The sequence below is a fragment of the Aquirufa echingensis genome, assembly GCF_042714525.1.
GTDB classification, from domain to species: domain Bacteria; phylum Bacteroidota; class Bacteroidia; order Cytophagales; family Spirosomataceae; genus Aquirufa; species Aquirufa echingensis.
Genome location: NZ_JBBKYA010000002.1, coordinates 252,476 through 270,179 on the forward strand (window position 1 = coordinate 252,476; position 17,704 = coordinate 270,179).

Genomic DNA, 17,704 nt, shown 5'->3' on the forward strand with positions numbered 1-17,704 from the left:
ATCTAACAAACTAAAAAAAGGATGAAAAGTTTGAATCCTTTTTTATTACTTTGCAAATTAAATAGTCCCTACGGAATGAATTATACGATTAAGGAGGAGAACAATTACCAATACATTGACGAAGGACAAGGAGAAATCCTACTTCTCTTGCATGGTTTGTTTGGTGCGTTGAGTAATTGGCAGGGGGTTATCAATCATTTTTCAAAAAAATACCGCGTCATCATTCCCTTAATGCCTATTCACGACATGCCCATCAAAGAGGCAGGATGTGAAGGCTTAACAACCTTCATTGAAGGCTTTGTAGAATTCAAAAAACTTGACAAATTCAGCGTTATTGGAAACTCATTAGGTGGACATGTCGCTTTAATTTATACCCTTAAACACCCTGAAAAGATTCAGCGACTTATCTTGACTGGGTCATCGGGATTGTTTGAAAACTCCATGGGTGGATCCTATCCGAAACGTGGCAATTACGAATACATCAAAGAACGCGTTGAATACACGTTTTATGACCCCAAAACGGCAAGTAAGGAATTGGTTGACGAGGTATTTGAAATTACCAATAGTATTCCAAAAGTGATGCGCATCATTGCGATTGCAAAATCAGCTCAACGGAACAATATGGCGAAAGATATTGTTCGCATTGACAAGCCGACTTTGTTGATTTGGGGATTAAATGACACCATTACGCCACCGCACGTAGGCCATGAATTCAATGCCCTGATTCCAGGATCTGAATTGCAATTCATTGACCGCTGTTGCCATGCTCCCATGATGGAAAGACCAGAAGAATTCAACGAGATTTTACAGCATTGGCTCGATAAAAACCCCTTATAGGATGTTGGCCCTCACCTACCTTTCCTACGACTACCCGACACTTTCCTTACAGGACTCCATCCAAAAGGGATTAAAAATCTTGCATCAATCCAAGCAAGAAAGTCTAGCCGTACTGGATGGAAAAAAATTAATCGGAAATGTGAGCGAAAGGATGTTGGCACAAGCTCTTCATCCCGATGGCAAAATCGACCAATTACGTGAAAACCTATCCCATTATAACCTAGAGTCTGAAGAAGATTTATTCGCAAGTCTCCCATGGTTTGAGGCAAGTGGATATTCCATCTTGCCGGTAACCGATGAGGAAGGAAAATTTCAGGGATATTTAGAGGCCAAAATGGTGGCAAGCGTCCTCATGAATAATGGCTTTAATGCTACTAATGGTGGTATTATTTACATCCCTTTTCATAGCCAACGGGATTCATTCAGCTTGATTGCCCGCCTCATTGAGGAAAACAATGGCCTGATTACACGCTCGCTCATGATTCAAAATCCGAAGGATCCTATGGGTTTACCTGAATTGATTTTACAGATTCAAACGGAACAATTTTCTGCGATCGTACAAAGTTTGGAACGCCACAACATTCACATCGAAAAAGCCTTCCATTTTGGCAAAAATGAAAAGGTGGATACGGGCCGCTTTGACTTGCTTTTAAAATACTTAAACCCATAATTTGTGCCTTTACGCATCGCCATACATGGAAAATCTTTTTCGGCCGAAAATCGTCCGCTGATGGAAAATCTATGGGATATCTTATGTAAAAAAGACTGCCAAATTGTGTTATCCGCATTTTTTAAGAATCATCTAGCAGAACATAATTTTCAAGTTGGCGACATTGAATCCTACGCAGAACTTAGCGGCACACCCGCAGATGTTCAAATGGCTTGGAGTATCGGTGGCGATGGGACCTTATTGGAAACGCTTACACACATTGGCAACAAAGAATTGCCCATTTTGGGGATTAATACAGGCCGACTGGGCTTTTTGGCGACCTTATCACCACAAGATGTAAGTGTAGCTGTGGACCAATTAATTGCCGGAAATTATCGGATTGAAGATCGGACACTCGTTTCGGTACATTCCGAAATCGACTTGTTTGATGGAAAACAATTCGGCTTAAATGAAGTGGGAATCATGAAGACAGATACGTCATCGATGATTGTCATCAAAGCTTTCGTAGATGGAAATTATTTGAATACATACTGGGCAGATGGACTAATTGTTTCAACGGCTACTGGTTCAACGGGCTATTCGTTGTCGGTAGGCGGCCCTTTAGTCATGCCAAGTTCAGATATTTTGATCATTGCACCCATGAGTCCTCACAACTTAAATGTGCGACCTTTAGTGGTTTCGAGTGATGCCAAATTGAAATTTGAAATAAGCAGTCGGAGCCAAAATTTCCTTATCTCCATCGATTCTCGCTCCCGCGTCATCGATAGCAAATTTAGCATTGAGGTTCAAAAAGCCCCTTTTACAGCCAAAATCGTTAAGATTCCTGGCGATGATTTCTTGCAAACCTTGAGGAATAAATTGAATTGGGGATTGGATGTGCGTAATTAATTCCTGCGAAAAATAAAATGTAGAGACGCGATACTTCGCGTCTTTTTTGTTTTAGACGCGAGGGTATCGCGTCTCTAGAATGACCGTTTGAAAAATAGACGCGAGGTATCGCGTCTCTACAACAACCGCTTCAACTCATTCAATTTCAACAGCGCCTCAATCGGTGAAAGTGTATTCACATCTAACGACCCCAATTGCTCTTCGATTTTCTTCAAGCCCTCCGGAATCTCTGCACCAAATAAATTCAATTGATAGTTGTTTTTCGGCATTTCTTTCAACTTCTCGACATTGTCTTCCAATACATGATCTTTCTCCAAATTCTGTAAAATTTCATGCGCCCTCAAAACTAAAGATGTAGGCATACCGGCCATTTGGGCCACATGAATACCAAAACTATGTGCAGAACCGCCTGGAACCAATTTACGCAAGAAGATAATCTTGTTTCCCACCTCTTTCACAGAAACGTGGAAATTCTTGATGCGCGGAAAATCTTCCGTTAATTCATTCAACTCGTGGTAGTGGGTTGCAAATAAGGTTTTCGCCCGACTCTTCGGATGATTATGCAGATGCTCCGCAATTGCCCAAGCCATGGAAACACCGTCATAGGTTGACGTTCCCCGACCGATTTCATCCAATAAAACCAAGGATTTATTCGACAAATTATTCAAAATCGCAGCCGTTTCGGTCATTTCCACCATAAAGGTCGACTCGCCTTTGGATAAATTATCCGACGCGCCTACACGGGTGAATACTTTATCCACAAGTCCAATTGAAGCTGCAGATGCGGGAACGAAAGACCCCATTTGAGCCATCAGAACAATCAAAGCCGTTTGGCGTAACAATGCCGACTTACCAGCCATGTTGGGCCCTGTAATCATGACGATTTGTTGGGTTTCATTATCCAAATACACATCGTTCGGAACATATAGCTCCCCTAAAGGCAATTGTTGTTCAATAACCGGATGGCGACCCGCTTCAATTTGAATCGAATCCCCCGTATGCAAATCCGGTTGGACATATTGATTGCGTTTCGCTACCTGGGCAAAGCTAGTCAACACATCCAAGGTTGCGATTCCGAGCGCATCCAATTGAATCAGTTCCAAATATTCCAAAGCCTCTCGCACCAATTCTTGAAAAATCCCGAATTCAATTGTCGATATTTTATCCTCCGCACTTAAAATTTTCTCTTCATAACCCTTCAATTCCTCCGTGATGTAGCGTTCCGCATTCACAAGGGTCTGCTTGCGAATCCATTCGGGCGGTACGCGATCCTTATGTGCATTTGTAACCTCTAAATAATAGCCGAAAACTTTATTATAAGCGACTTTTAAGGAAGTAATTCCCGTTCGTTCAATCTCCCGTTTCTGCATGGCAGCCAGGTAATCCTTGCCGTTTGTTGACAAAAGATGAAGCTCATCCAACTCCGGCAAATAACCCGTTTTGATGATACCACCTTGATGAACGAGCATCGGTGCATCGTCGCGCAAAGCTGATTCGATTTTCTGCACCAAATGCAAACATGGGTTCAATTGATCTGCCCATTTCTGTAAAATTGGCGCAGGATGTGTAGCTAGTAATTCCTTAATTGCAGGAACTTGTTGGAGCGCGCGCTTCAGCTGCACCAACTCCCGCGGATTAATTCGCCCAGCCGCTACTTTGGAAATCAAACGTTCCAAATCGCCAATGGGCTTCAAGAGCGAAATGAGCAAATCCATCGTCTCATCTACCTCCAATAAACCCGCAACACCCGCTTGACGTTCTTGAATCGCTGCTAACTCTTTCAGAGGCAAAACCATCCATTTACGTAACAAACGCGCACCCATGGGCGTCATCGTTTGGTCCATCAAATCAATCAAAGGCACCCCACCCTCTTGTACTGAGTAGACTAATTCCAGGTTTCGTATCGTAAAACGATCTAACCAAACGAATTTATCTTCCTCAATTCGCTGAATCGTGGCAATATGCCCCACCTGCTTATGTTCCGTTTCAGCTAAATAATGTAAAATAACCCCCGCTGCTATGATTCCAAGCGGCATCGTTTCAATCCCAAAGCCCTTCAGGTTTTTGGTCTTGAAATGCTCCGTCAAAAGCGGATACGTAAATTCATGTGAAAAAATCCACTCTTCCATGGAGAAAGAATGATATTGATCTCCGAAATTTTCTTGGTAGACAGCTCTGTATTTTTTGGGGAACAAAATTTCAGATGGCATGAAACTTTGAATCAGTTTTTGCACATAGGCCAAAGGCCCTTGTGAACACATGAATTCACCGGTGGATATATCCAAAAATGCCACCCCAAATTGTGCATCTTTTTCTTGATAGCTAATCGATGCTACATAGTTATTCCGCTTATTATCAAGCACTTGATCATTAAACGAAACGCCGGGTGTTACTAATTCCGTTACGCCACGCTTCACAATTCCTTTCGCTTCTGCTGGATTTTCTAATTGATCACAAATCGCAACGCGTTGGCCGGCACGAACCAATTTGGGTAAATAAGTATCCAAGGAATGATGCGGAAATCCCGCCAAATGATCATCAGCATTCCCATTATTGCGGCGCGTTAGGGTAATTCCTAAAATCTTGGATGCTTTCACCGCGTCTTCCCCAAACGTCTCATAAAAGTCACCTACCCGGAATAGCAAAATGGCTCCCGGATACTTGGCTTTAATCTGATTAAACTGTCTGGAAAGTGGGGTCTCCCCTTTTTTCAAGGGCTCTTGCCCATCGGGTGTTTTTTTGGCCAAAATTTTTATCGCTAATGAAGACAAAAATAAGTCAAAATTTATACATTTACCATTCTTTAAACCGATACCTCAAACTATGATTAATTCGTCTATTTACATTCAATCCCAACAAGAAGTTTTCGATGTGGTGATTGTCGGTTCTGGAGCCGGCGGTGGAATGGCTGCGCATACATTAACGAAGGCGGGAGCCAAAGTTTGTGTGCTAGAAGCGGGCCAACCCTTTGATCCGGCAGACCCGAAAGATATGACCCAACTCAAATGGCCCTACGAATCACTTCGCCGCGGTGCAAGCAGTTCATTGCGTAATTTCGGCGATTTCGATGCAGCCTATGGTGGTTGGGACATTGAAGGGGAACCTTACACAAGAAAAGATGGCACAAAATTCGACTGGTTCCGTTCTCGGATGGTCGGCGGACGTACAAACCACTGGGGACGTATTTCCTTGCGTTTTGGTCCAGATGATTTTAAACGAAAAAGTATTGACGGATTAGGTGACGACTGGCCAATCGGCTATGACGATGTCAAACCTTATTACGACAAAGTTGATAAAATGATTGGTGTTTTTGGCACCAATGAAGGCTTGCGAAACAATCCAGATGGATTTTTCTTACCTCCCCCAAAACCCCGTTTACATGAGTTGATGATCAAAAAGGCGAACAAAGCCTTAGGTATCCCAACTTATCCTTCGCGGATGTCGATGTTGACCAAACCGATCAACAACGAACGTGGGCAATGTTTTTATTGCGGACAGTGTAATCGAGGATGTTCAGCTTATGCCGATTTCTCATCATCGTCTGTGTTAATTAAACCTGCAGCAGCGACTGGTAATCTAACAATGTTACCATTTGCGATGGCGCGTGAAGTATTGACAGATCCAGCTACTGGTTTGGCAACGGGTGTGTCGTATATTCACACGGGTACGATGCAGGAATATACTGTAAAAGGAAAGATTGTTGTATTGGCTGCCAGCGCTGGAGAAACAGCACGTTTACTCTTGAATTCTAAAAGCTCCCGCTTCCCGAATGGCTTAGCCAATTCGAGCGGTGTGGTAGGAAAATACTTAAATGACTCCACGGGTGCGTCGCGTTCAGCGATTATCCCTTCCTTGTTCAACCGTAAGCGGTACAATGAAGATGGTGTGGGTGGTATGCACATTTACACCCCATGGTGGTTGGATAACGCAAAATTAGATTTCCCACGCGGATACCACATCGAATACGGTGGAGGTATGGGTATGCCAAACTACGGTTTCGGTTGGGGAATAGAAGGATTGAATGGTCGGGAGAACTTCACGCGCGATGGCTTGAAAAAAGCAGCGGGTGGTTATGGAGCGACCTTGAAAGAAGATTACCGTCGTTTCTATGGATCGTATGTGAGCTTCGCGGGTCGCGGTGAACCTGTTGTTCGCGAGGACAACTACTGCGAAATCGACCCGAATGTGGTAGACAAATATGGCATTCCGGTATTACGCTTCAATTACAAGTGGAGCGATTACGAGGTGAAGCAGGCGAAGCACATGCAGGAGACTTTTGAGGAAATCATTCATGCGATGGGTGGTGAGCCGATGGGTAAGAAGCCAGGCGCGGATAGCAATTATGGTTTGGCAGATCCAGGACGTATTATTCACGAAGTAGGAACAGCACGTATGGGTGACAACAAGAATACTTCGGTGTTAAATTCGAATTGCCAAGCACATGATGTGAAGAATTTATTCGTAGCAGATGCTGCACCATTTGTGTCACAAGGCGATAAAAATGCCACGTGGACGATTTTGGCATTATCACTTCGGACATCTGAGTACATTATTGATCAACGTAAAAAAGGCAACCTATAATGAAAAGAAGAGACTATTTAAAAAATATGGGCTTGAGTTCGTTGGGCTTAGCCGTTTTCAATCCGGATGAAAAGGCGATTGAGAATTTAGAATCCGCGAAAGTTCCTGTCAAAAGACCAAATGGTCGGACGCAAGAAGAGGCTGAAATGGAAGCCCGATTACAAGCGGAGGTATTTTTGAACAAACACGAACTGGATACAATCACAATTTTGTCGGACATCATCATTCCGGCCGATGGAAAATCGGGAAGCGCCTCTCAATCGGGCGTAACTGCATTTATTGAATTTATCGTGAAAGATAAACCGGAATTCAAGACACCGATGCGCGGAGGATTACGTTGGTTGGATTCTGAGTCCAACAAGCGTTTTGGTAAGAAATTTATTGAAATCACGGCAGCTCAACGCATTAATATTGTGGATGACATTGCCTATCCAGGAACTGCGCCTAAGCATTTATCGCAAGGGGTAAGTTTTTTCACCTTGATGCGTAATTTAACGGCAACGGGATTTTTCTCATCCAAGATGGGAATTGCAGATTTAGAGTATAAAGGCAATACACCAAATCAATGGAACGGCGTTCCAGATGATGTATTGAAGCAATATGGATTAAGTTATGACGCATAATCGAGTCATTCGACCCGACATATTTTCAAACATTCCTCAGCTCGTGGCGGGTATTTCTACTCGCCACGGCGGAGTGAGTACTCAAGCCTATCAATCCTTAAATTTAGGGGTACATACCGACGATGATCCATCGGCGATTTCGTCAAATCTAAAACTTTTTTGCGCCGATTTAGGTATTTCGCCGGACGCATTAGCGCGTTCCTATCAGGTGCATGGGTCTGAAATCTGGACTTCGGTTTCGCCGGGTTATGAAAGTGGTTATGATGCGATTATGGCCCCAGAGCCAGGTGTTTTCGCGGGCGTGGGTATAGCGGATTGTTGTCCTATTTTACTCGCCGATCCTAAGCGTGAAGTTGCTGCTGCGATTCATGCCGGTTGGAAGGGAACTGTCGCTCAAATCGTTCATAAAACAGCTTCTTCCATGATTAAAGGCGGCTCAAATCCCGCAAACATCTTAGCTTACATAGGCCCGTGCATCAGCATCGAACATTTTGAAGTTGGCGATGAGGTGGCGGAGAAATTTGAATTCAAGGAAAAGCGCGGTGCGCGCTGGCACGTGGACTTGAAAGCCACCAATGCAGCACAATTGCAAGCTTTAGGTATATCACAAATTGAAATTTCGGATTATTGCACGGTGGCGAATAACGATGCGTTCTATTCACATCGAAAGGAACAAGGGATAACGGGAAGGATGCTGGCGGTGATTGGATTTCAGCGAAGAGGGTAAACGCTGCCGGGGTCTGCGACCCCGGCAGCGTTACCGCTCAAAGCTACAAAAAGGCGAACGGAAACAGTTCCAAAAACCTGATAAAATTCCCCTTAAATCTAGATAAAACGCCAATTCTAGCAAATAAGCTATCAAGAACCTGATAAACTGACTATCCCCTGCTTAGCGACGCAGATCTTGCATAAATTGCTGTGGTGATACCACTTGTTTCGGCTGTAATTTATAAGCCTCCTTCCAATCCTTCCGTTTCAAATCCCCATTCTTAATCGACTTAATGAAACTCATCCAAGCAAATGGATTCGTTAAACTCAGCAAAGGACTCGACACAAAGGATTTATTCGCTTGACCCGAAATCATCATATCCGAAAAATTTCGAAAATTTGAATTGGCCCCCAAACCCGCTTGCAAGGCAAAAACATTCAATTTAGACTGCTCCAAATTCCTTGCTAAAATATCCCGCTGTTTTTCATCCCGCAATCGTAAATTCAAAAATGCCTTCTTGAACTCTTCCTCGCTCGCGTGTGGAAAAACTTTGACCTCCGACAACATCCGCGCATCCTCATTCATCTCAATAATCGCCTGATGCACCTGCCCCGTTGTCCGCGGAATAATGTAATACTGCGGCTTGTAACCCACATAAGTCACCACCACACTATCCCCCGGAAATACATACAAATCCACTGCACCAAAATTATCACTTAACGCTCCCCGACCAGCCTGTGGAATATAAACATAGGCCAAAGGCAGATATTCCGAATTCGTCGCCGAGATAATCCGAGCATTGAATAAAACCGTCTTGTCTTGCCCCTGTGCGAACAGAGATGCACTTGCAAACAAGCACAATAAAATCACAACAAGTAGGCGTTTTTGAAACATGACGCAAGTAAACAAAAAATTGAATGGCTATTTCTTAATATTCGTTAACGTCGAACTAGGGAAATAATTTTACAAAAGGGATAATAAACGGTATCGACAACAACAAGCCATCAAATCGATCCAAAAATCCACCGTGACCCGGAATGGTATCCGCCGAATCTTTAATGTTAATACTACGCTTAAACAATGATTCCACCAAATCTCCATAGGTACCCGCAACCACAATAATTACTCCTATCGCATACCATTGAAAAGCCGAATAATTTGTAAAATACCGCGATATAATCGTAGCAACGACCATCGCGGTTATCATCCCACCAATACTCCCCTCCCAGGATTTCTTCGGCGAAACGCGCTCAAATAATTTGGTCTTCCCAAATTTCGTACCCGCAAAATAGGCTCCCGAATCACTCGCCCACAATAAAAACAAACAACCCAAAACGATATTCGAGTCATAGGTATCATTTTTGATGTAAGCTAAAACGGTCAAAAGCGTAAAAGGCAATGCAACATAAATGATACCTAAAAAGGTGTAAGCAATGTTTTTAAACGGCTTTTCGTCCTTGGATTTATATAATTTGATGAAGAATATCAGCGTCAATAAGGGTGATAAGATGTAATAATTTTGATAAGCCAAATCTCCCTTTTCAATAAAAAAAGTTAACACATGCATCACAGCACCACAAAAAGTACCGTAAAATGTCAAAGGTAAATTGTCACTAATGCTACCAACCAATTTGTAAAACTCCAACTGTGCCAATGCTCCAATCACTAAAAAAAGCACTAAAAAAGTATAATCGCTATATAAAACACAAAACAACAAAAACGGAACGGCAATAATCGCTGCTAAAACGCGCTGCTGCAAATTCGATAAATTTCGTAATCCCATAATTAAGCTTTTAATATGTTGAGCGCCTCCTCCTCATCGTCTTGGTGCACATAGAGTTCCCAATTTCCCAAGTCGTAAGCACTTAATTTCTTATTCATCACCACCGCACGAATCTCAGCCCGCTCCCACAACAATGCCTTCTGCATCTCCAAATCTATGCCAGTCCGCGATTGTCCAATTAATTTCCAACCTTCCATTTAAGATTCAGTCCGAAAGGTATGCAATCTACGAATATAAAAGCCAACTAAAACCACAGACAAGACCGCAGACCACCAGGGTATCTCCTTAACCATGTCCATCGGATCAATGGCTATGTTTTTTTGTTGGTATAAGTAATGCATCAACAACGTCCAGCCATTATTAAAAAAGTGCGCTGCAATAGGTACCCAAATACTCCGGAACCAAACATATAAATAACCGAAAAATGCTCCTAAAAACATTCTTGGGAAAAATCCATAAAATTGAAAATGAATAAAACTAAATATCGCTGCAGCAAGCCAAATCGCGACATGTTTATTCCCAATGTAGCGCTCAAACATGCTTTGCAACACCCCTCTAAAGAAAATCTCTTCTCCCAAAGCTGCCATACCAGCAATCACCATAACGGCTAATGCAAAATCCATATCCGAATGAAAATTCAACAAAAATTTAGTCAACTCCGCCATGCTTTTCTCAGAGGATTGCATCGCTTTTTCTAAAGCCTCATAACCTGCTGGCAGTTGAATATGCTCATTCCATTCGATCAAATATTCCATGGCAGGCATCCCAACCAACACCGTCAATATAGCCCAAGAAAACACCTGAAAACCAGGCGCCTCCGCACGATTCAAATCAATAATCGAACGCTTTTCAATGAACCTTAAATAAGCCCAAGCCCCTAGAACAAAGGTGAATAGTGCCGAAAACCACTGCAATGCCATCATCGCATGAAAGGCCCCTTCGTATTTTTGGGGATGTGCAATAAAATCCAAGATTTGGGTTTGAAAGGCCTCAATATTTTGTGTCGGGAATTCCATCAATGCTACGACGGCCAACAAACCAAAAAACTGACCTAAAAAGCTGCCAACCAAGAAAAATCCCAATAGACTTAGGAGGTTTGAACTTAGACCCAACCAACGAGTTGGCCCCTGATAATAGTTTTCTTCCATAATGCTCGTAAATTTACGCAATTTTTAATCAGAATGGTAAAAATAGGAAACATCGAATTAGGGGACTTCCCTTTGTTATTAGCACCCATGGAGGACGTGTCTGATCCACCCTTTCGTGCAGTTTGCAAAGCGAATGGTGCCGACTTGATGTATACCGAATTTATCTCTTCCGAAGGCTTAATTCGTGATGCGGCGAAAAGCGTACAAAAACTCGATATTTTCGAATACGAACGACCGATTGGCATCCAGCTTTTCGGCAGTTCCATCGAAACAATGGCTTCTTGTACCGAAATCGCAACAAAAGCTGGCCCCGATTTAATTGACATCAATTACGGTTGCCCAGTCAAACAAGTAGCTTGTCGGGGTGCCGGTGCAGCTTTATTGCAAGATATCCCTAAAATGGTGGCCATGACAGAAGCCGTTGTCAAAGCAACGCATCTGCCTGTGACCGTAAAAACCCGATTAGGTTGGGACGATTCCACAAAAAATATTGAGGATGTCGCGGAACGCCTCCAGGATATTGGTATTCAAGGTTTGACCATTCACGGTCGGACGCGCGTGCAGATGTATAAGGGCGAGGCCGACTGGCGTTTAATCTCCAAAGTCAAAGAAAACCCGCGTATTAAAATTCCAATTTTTGGTAATGGCGACATTGATTCGCCACAAAAAGCGTTGGAATACCGCGATAAATACGGTGTTGATGGAATTATGATTGGTCGGGCATCCATCGGATATCCATGGATTTTCAACGAGATCAAACATTATTTGGCAACAGGAAATATTCAAGCACCACCTACGATTGCAGAGCGAATTGCCGTTTGTGAATCTCACCTAGACTTTTCAATCCGTTGGAAAGGGAACCACGGTGGTATCGTTGAAATGCGTCGCCATTATTCCAATTACTTCCGCGGCATGGATCATTTCAAACCCTACCGCATGAAGCTCGTAACGAGTTTTTCACTCGAAGAAATCAAAGAAACCTTAAACGAAATTGCCATCCATTATGCAGGAGAATAAAAAACCGAGTATCATCATTTTCCTTGCCATCTTAGGACTCGCACTCATTTGGGGAAGTTCATTCATCTTAGTTAAAAAAAGCCTAGCGCATTACTCCGCATTGCAAGTTGGGGCACTACGCATCTGCTCTGCTAGCTTATTCTTTTTACCAATATTTCTCAAACGCTTCAAATACATGGAGCGCAAGCACAGCCTTTCTTTTCTGTCAGCAGGACTAACTGGAAATCTAATTCCCGCGATCTTATTTGCGATTGCAGGCCAACACCTTTCTAGTGCATTATCCGGAATGCTAAATGCCTTTACTCCTTTATTTACCTTAATCATTGGCATCCTGTTTTTTGCACAACCTTTTCTTTGGAAACAAATGACAGGGATTCTCGTTGGGCTTCTTGGCTGCCTAGGTCTACTTTTTGCAGGCCAAGGTTTCAACATCGACTTCAATGTTCACGCCTTATGGGTGGTTTTAGCAACCTTTCTCTATGGCATTAACATGCATATTGTCAAAACGAAACTAAGCGATCTACATCCCTTAACTTCCACGGCAGGTATTTTCATGATGATTGGGCCATTGGCACTCGGCCTTTTGTATTCCACAGGCTTTTTCGAAATCCCCTTGGACAACGAACATCTTTGGGCATTTATCTCAGCGATAGCATTAGGGCTTTTTGGCTCAGCGATCGGAATGCTGGCCTTCAACCAAATAATCAAGTGGACAAGTGCGATCGTAGCGAGTTCCGTTACTTACATGATTCCGATCGTAGCTTTGGGTTGGGGATTCGTGGATGGTGAGGCAATCTACTTCTCTCAAGTCCTTTTCATGTTCGTTTTATTAGCCGGCATTTATTTGGTCAATAAATCAAAAGCTTGATAATTTGTAGCGCTTCGTCGTTTTACCAAATTACTTATAGCTGAGCTCCTTACCTTCATTCATCGAACCGAAACAAGATGAATGAACTCAACATGGCCGTTATTTGGAAGAATCGACGCCTCCAGCAAAATCCCCAACTCACATCGGGGGAATCTATTCAAATCATTTCTCCGGGAATTGAGAACAGCCATGCGGGAGCGGATTTCCAGCATGCGCGCATCCGCATCAATGAACTCGAATGGATCGGTGCGGTGGAATTACATGTCAAGTCCTCCGACTGGCTTCTGCACCGACACGATGCAGACAAAAGCTACGAAAATGTCATTTTGCATGTCGTTTGGGAAGATAATCAGATCATCCAATATGAAGCGGGGAAGCCAATCCCCACACTTTGTCTTTCAAAATGGGTAAAAAAAGATGAAGTCGAAATCAGCCCCGCAAGTCAACATCCTTTGGCATGTCATGCAATTTTCGAATCGGTTTCATTGGATATCAAAACGGACATGATTAGCCAAATGATTCAAGCGCGCATGCATGGGAAATACAATGACATGCGTAAAATTTTGATTGAAAATAAAGGCGATTGGGAGGAGGCCTTTTACATTTCGTTAGCCAAAAGTTTTGGATTTTCGCTCAACGCTGAACCCATGCTCCGACTGGCAAGAAGCTTGCCTTTGAAACTCATCTTGCTCTACCGCGATCGACATGTTGGGATTGAAGCAGCGCTGTTTGGAATTGCCGGATTACTGGAAGAACCCATTCAAGATGAATACCAATTCGAACTCAGACGCGAATACATCCATCTAAAGAAAAAACATGCTTGGCCCGAAAGCCACTTGCAAAAATCGGATTGGAAAATGCTAAGGCTCCGACCGGCCAATTTTCCGCAGATTCGTTTGGCGCAATTCGCAGAAATTATTCGAGCAAATTGTGCCCTAATTTCGCTGTTGCTCGAAATGCAGGAATTGAAAACGATCCAACAACTTTTTGAAATCCCATTAGAAGGGTATTGGGGCAACCATGTCCAATTTGGCAAAAAAAGTGCGCCGCATCATACGCGTTTGGGAGCTAGCGCCGTTCAATCCATTTGCATTAATACGCTCATTCCCATGTTAATTTGTTACAGCCGCGAACGAAATCAGCCGCAATACGAGCAAAAGGCTTGGCGCTGGTTGGCAGAACTACATGGCGAAAACAATCAAATAACGCGCTATTTCAGCTCCCTCGGACTTCCCATCAAAACCGCACGCGAATCACAAGCCTGCATTCACTGGTATCGCCATTACTGTGAAAAGAAAAAATGCTTACAATGCACCGTGGGGCAGGCGATTCTTACTCCGACTTAATAACCGGTCCACGAACACCTATGCCATTTTCATTGAAAGCCTCGATTTGAAAATAATAGGTTCGGTCTTTATCCATGGATTTGAAATAATATTCATTCGACCCAAATACCTGCACAGAAGTATATAATTTATCTGGCGAAATACCCGAATAAACCACATAACCTGTGGCATTACTGATATGTCCCCATTTCAACCAAGCACTTCGTTTGTCATGATCCCCTCGCAAAACAATTAAACCCTTCACTACGCCAGGTTTTTCCCCATGCCCTAAACCAAAAACACGCAAACCGCTAATTGCAAATTTCCCCGCAGCCATGTGTTTATTCGTCAACCGAATGAACCGAGCTTCGATGGGTTTGGCTAACTCCACATAGTCGTGCGGAACATCCGTTTTATTTGCTGACTTATCTACGGCAACCGACCAGCGTTTTCCATCCAAACTAGACTCAATGACATATTGATGATAGATACCTGGAATCTTACCTAGAAAGGATGAATCGACATCCTGATCTGCATAATTTACTTGAATCGCACGAACCGTTGAAACCTCTCCTAAATCGGATTCGATAAATTCGCCGGCTTTGGCAGATTTCGCCGACCAATATGTCTTCATTTGTTCGTCTACCGCATAATTAGCACCGTAACCTGGAAGACTCGATGACACACGGACAGGTTTATTGTAATTCAACAACATCCATCCGGTGAATAAATCGCGTGGATTTTCCACTCGGGCCGTTGGCATCCGATGCGGATAATCTCCATAAGCCGTGTTCGTGTACAAAATACCATCGGCATCAAAAGCGGTGGGCCACAAACCCAACCGACGTTCAAAACTATTTTTCACGGCAATGGTAATCGTGGAAACATGCCACCAATTCCCGTATTGACCTTCAAAAGTTGCCCCATGGCCTGCACCGCGGGTAAATCCGCCCGGCTTAAATGAAAATGGATTGTGTGCCTGATAAGTAAATGGTCCAAATGGCTTGTCCGAGGTATAAACCCCATCCCCATAAGAAGAAAATTCCGTCCCAGGAGCTCCATATTGCAAGTAATATTTCCCCTTGTATTTATTCATCCACGCCCCTTCCATGAATGGCTTGAGAAAGGTATTATCTTGGTATTCGCCAAAGCGCTCCCAGCCATGAATATCATCATGCAAACGAATTAATTCATGCCGCTCGCCTATCGGCTGTAAGGTTTTTCGATCGATTTCTTGGCCGTACATCGGAAAAGTATTGCTTGACCCATGATATAAATAAACTCGTTTATCATCATCCTCAAAAAAGGCAGGATCCCATGCCCCAGCCGTAAAGGCATGAACCGCTTCCTTCCAGTTATCTGTTTGCGGATGCTGACTATACCACAAAGTAAAATTCTTTTCATAGGTAGAACCGATGACCAAAAGGCTATCCCCTAGCGTCAAAGTTGCAGGCGCACAAAGTTCATCATACACTTTGTGATAAGGCTGTAAAAATTTACGAGGAATAAACTTCCAATCGACTAGGTCATTACTCACCCAATAGCCCCATTGATTGGTCGAAAACAGGTAATATTGATTTTTAAAAAAGGAGATCACGGGATCTGCCGTCGCTCTATGCCTACCTTGCTCAGAAAAATTAGGAATGGGGGTAAAACCATAATCCAAATTCATGGGATTGCAATAGGTTTTTTGGCCCAACGACATAAATGAAATTCCGCAAAGGAATATCACGACGAAAACATTTTTCATAGTTAATTAGTATTAATTTTGACCATCAGTCAAAAACAGGTGAACAAAGTAAACAATTTTACGGGATTATTTTGGGCATTTGCCCTCCTGACGCTTTGGTCGGCACATTTGACCTATATGCTCTTGCATCCCATGGATTTTCAATCGCCCTGGACTTATGTGCATGTATTGATTCAAACACATTTATATACCGGCTTATTTATTACTTCACATGATGCAATACATGGGGTAGTTTCCCCCGATTATCCGAAATTGAATCACGCGATTGGTTGGGTTTGTGCGACGCTTTTTGCCTTCAATAATTACGCAGTATTGCGCAAGAAGCATCATTGGCACCATGATTATGTCAACACCGAACAAGACCCGGATGTGCACCAGGGAAACTTTTTCATTTGGTGGTTTAAATTCATGTGGCAATATGTCACCTGGCAACAAATTTTAGCCATGGCGATTGCATATAATGTGTTGAAACTTTGGTTACCCATGGAAAACCTGATTGTTTATTGGGAAGTACCTGCGATTTTAAGTACACTCCAATTATTCTTTTTCGGCACCTATTTACCACACCGTGGGGAGCATGCACCTGAAAACAAAACGCAATCAAGAAGTCAAAAGCGCAATCACATCTGGGCCTTTATTTCCTGTTACTTTTTTGGTTATCATTATGAGCATCATGCACATCCCTATTTAGCTTGGTGGAAATTGCCTGAAGCCAAAGATTATAAGCCCTCAAGGTAAACAAGAAGCCAATTTATTTTCTAAATTTGCACCGCATAAATCTCAACAACACATGAAAGAAACCAAATACAAACGTATCCTTTTAAAACTTTCAGGTGAGGCATTATCGACCAAAGACGAGGTAATTGACCCTGTCATTTTAGGCCAATATGCTGCCGAAATCAAAAAAGTACATGATTTAGGTGTTGAGGTTGCTATTGTAATCGGCGGAGGAAATATTTTCCGAGGTGCGAGTGCAGCAAAAGCAGGCATCGACCGCGTGCAAGGTGATTACATGGGAATGCTTGCCACGGTTATCAACGGCATGGCGGTTCAAGCAGCACTAGAAAAACAAGGATTGTACACGCGCATGATGACGGCTTTAAAAGTGGAAGCGGTTTGCGAACCTTTTATTCGTCGGAGAGCCATTCGTCACCTCGAAAAAGGACGTATTGTCATCTTTGGTGCAGGAACGGGTAACCCCTATTTCACAACAGACTCAACTGCCTCGTTGCGGGCGATTGAAGTAGAAGCAGATGTGGTATTAAAAGGAACACGTGTGGATGGTGTTTATACGGCAGATCCGGAAAAAGATCCAACGGCAACACGCTTTACCCAATTGAGCTTTTCAGATGCGATTCAAAAAGGCTTAAAAATCATGGATACAACGGCATTTACCTTATGCCAAGAAAATAATTTACCGATTATCGTTTTTGATATGAACAAAGAAGGCAATTTGGCCGACTTAGTTTCGGGAGAAGATGTAGGAACATTAATTAGCTAATACC

General features: G+C 43.0%; 17 protein-coding genes. 11 read left to right on the forward strand and 6 right to left on the reverse strand.

Annotated features, from left to right (window positions below; genetic code table 11):
• The first annotated feature begins 75 nt into the window (after positions 1-75).
• Genes SKC38_RS03745 through SKC38_RS03755 form a run of 3 tightly spaced genes read left to right on the forward strand, consistent with a single transcriptional unit; the run spans position 76 to position 2,395 of the window.
• Positions 76-837: an alpha/beta fold hydrolase gene (locus SKC38_RS03745; RefSeq protein WP_377975731.1), complete on the forward strand. Its 762-nt coding sequence runs from the start codon at positions 76-78 to the stop codon at positions 835-837.
• A gap of 1 nt (position 838) precedes the next feature.
• Positions 839-1,507, forward strand: a complete 669-nt coding sequence (locus tag SKC38_RS03750) for a hypothetical protein (RefSeq protein ID WP_377975218.1) — start codon at positions 839-841, stop codon at positions 1,505-1,507.
• Positions 1,508-1,510: 3 nt separating this feature from the next.
• Entirely contained in the window at positions 1,511-2,395 is an 885-nt protein-coding gene (locus tag SKC38_RS03755) for an NAD kinase (protein WP_377975220.1), read from the forward strand.
• Between the two features lie 116 nt (positions 2,396-2,511).
• Here SKC38_RS03755 and mutS read toward each other — a convergent pair whose 3' ends face one another.
• Positions 2,512-5,142: a DNA mismatch repair protein MutS gene (mutS, locus tag SKC38_RS03760; protein ID WP_377975733.1), complete on the reverse strand. Its 2,631-nt coding sequence runs from the start codon at positions 5,140-5,142 to the stop codon at positions 2,512-2,514.
• A gap of 76 nt (positions 5,143-5,218) precedes the next feature.
• Between mutS and SKC38_RS03765 the strand changes: the two genes are divergently transcribed.
• From SKC38_RS03765 to pgeF, 3 genes are read left to right on the forward strand one after another with little or no spacing between them, the layout of a single operon-like run.
• Positions 5,219-6,976, forward strand: coding sequence for a GMC family oxidoreductase (locus tag SKC38_RS03765; RefSeq protein ID WP_377975221.1), 1,758 nt, complete (start codon positions 5,219-5,221; stop codon positions 6,974-6,976).
• Complete coding sequence (locus SKC38_RS03770; RefSeq protein WP_377975223.1) at positions 6,976-7,599, forward strand: gluconate 2-dehydrogenase subunit 3 family protein; 624 nt, start codon at positions 6,976-6,978, stop codon at positions 7,597-7,599. Before SKC38_RS03765 ends, SKC38_RS03770 begins: the two co-directional genes overlap by 1 nt.
• The gene (pgeF, locus tag SKC38_RS03775) at positions 7,589-8,326 is read left to right on the forward strand and encodes a peptidoglycan editing factor PgeF (RefSeq protein ID WP_377975225.1); all 738 of its coding nucleotides are present in this window, start codon (positions 7,589-7,591) and stop codon (positions 8,324-8,326) included. The genes SKC38_RS03770 and pgeF overlap by 11 nt, the downstream gene beginning before the upstream one ends.
• A 162-nt stretch (positions 8,327-8,488) precedes the next feature.
• On the opposite strand, the gene SKC38_RS03780 is transcribed toward pgeF, so the two are convergent.
• From SKC38_RS03780 to SKC38_RS03795, 4 genes are read right to left on the reverse strand one after another with little or no spacing between them, the layout of a single operon-like run.
• Positions 8,489-9,202, reverse strand: a complete 714-nt coding sequence (locus SKC38_RS03780) for a peptidase associated/transthyretin-like domain-containing protein (protein ID WP_377975227.1) — start codon at positions 9,200-9,202, stop codon at positions 8,489-8,491.
• 55 nt (positions 9,203-9,257) lie between these two features.
• Entirely contained in the window at positions 9,258-10,091 is an 834-nt protein-coding gene (locus SKC38_RS03785; protein ID WP_377975229.1) for a phosphatidate cytidylyltransferase, read from the reverse strand.
• 2 nt (positions 10,092-10,093) lie between these two features.
• Positions 10,094-10,288 (reverse strand): putative signal transducing protein, encoded by a 195-nt coding sequence (locus SKC38_RS03790; RefSeq protein ID WP_377975231.1) that lies wholly within the window; start codon positions 10,286-10,288, stop codon positions 10,094-10,096.
• Positions 10,289-11,239, reverse strand: a complete 951-nt coding sequence (locus SKC38_RS03795) for a CPBP family intramembrane glutamic endopeptidase (protein ID WP_377975233.1) — start codon at positions 11,237-11,239, stop codon at positions 10,289-10,291. It lies immediately after the preceding gene.
• Positions 11,240-11,272: 33 nt separating this feature from the next.
• Between SKC38_RS03795 and dusB the strand changes: the two genes are divergently transcribed.
• From dusB to SKC38_RS03810, 3 genes are all read left to right on the forward strand, one after another.
• Positions 11,273-12,256 (forward strand): tRNA dihydrouridine synthase DusB, encoded by a 984-nt coding sequence (gene dusB, locus SKC38_RS03800; RefSeq protein ID WP_377975235.1) that lies wholly within the window; start codon positions 11,273-11,275, stop codon positions 12,254-12,256.
• Complete coding sequence (locus tag SKC38_RS03805; protein ID WP_377975237.1) at positions 12,243-13,124, forward strand: DMT family transporter; 882 nt, start codon at positions 12,243-12,245, stop codon at positions 13,122-13,124. The genes dusB and SKC38_RS03805 overlap by 14 nt, the downstream gene beginning before the upstream one ends.
• Positions 13,125-13,201: 77 nt before the next feature.
• Positions 13,202-14,470, forward strand: coding sequence for a DUF2851 family protein (locus SKC38_RS03810; RefSeq protein ID WP_377975239.1), 1,269 nt, complete (start codon positions 13,202-13,204; stop codon positions 14,468-14,470).
• Here SKC38_RS03810 and SKC38_RS03815 read toward each other — a convergent pair.
• The gene (locus SKC38_RS03815; RefSeq protein ID WP_377975241.1) at positions 14,457-16,199 is read right to left on the reverse strand and encodes a family 43 glycosylhydrolase; all 1,743 of its coding nucleotides are present in this window, start codon (positions 16,197-16,199) and stop codon (positions 14,457-14,459) included. The genes SKC38_RS03810 and SKC38_RS03815 overlap by 14 nt on opposite strands.
• Positions 16,200-16,238: 39 nt before the next feature.
• Between SKC38_RS03815 and SKC38_RS03820 the strand changes: the two genes are divergently transcribed.
• Together SKC38_RS03820 and pyrH are read left to right on the forward strand one after the other, a co-directional pair.
• Positions 16,239-16,937: a fatty acid desaturase gene (locus SKC38_RS03820; protein ID WP_377975243.1), complete on the forward strand. Its 699-nt coding sequence runs from the start codon at positions 16,239-16,241 to the stop codon at positions 16,935-16,937.
• 52 nt (positions 16,938-16,989) lie between these two features.
• Entirely contained in the window at positions 16,990-17,700 is a 711-nt protein-coding gene (gene pyrH, locus SKC38_RS03825; protein WP_377975245.1) for a UMP kinase, read from the forward strand.
• The last annotated feature ends 4 nt before the right edge of the window (positions 17,701-17,704 follow it).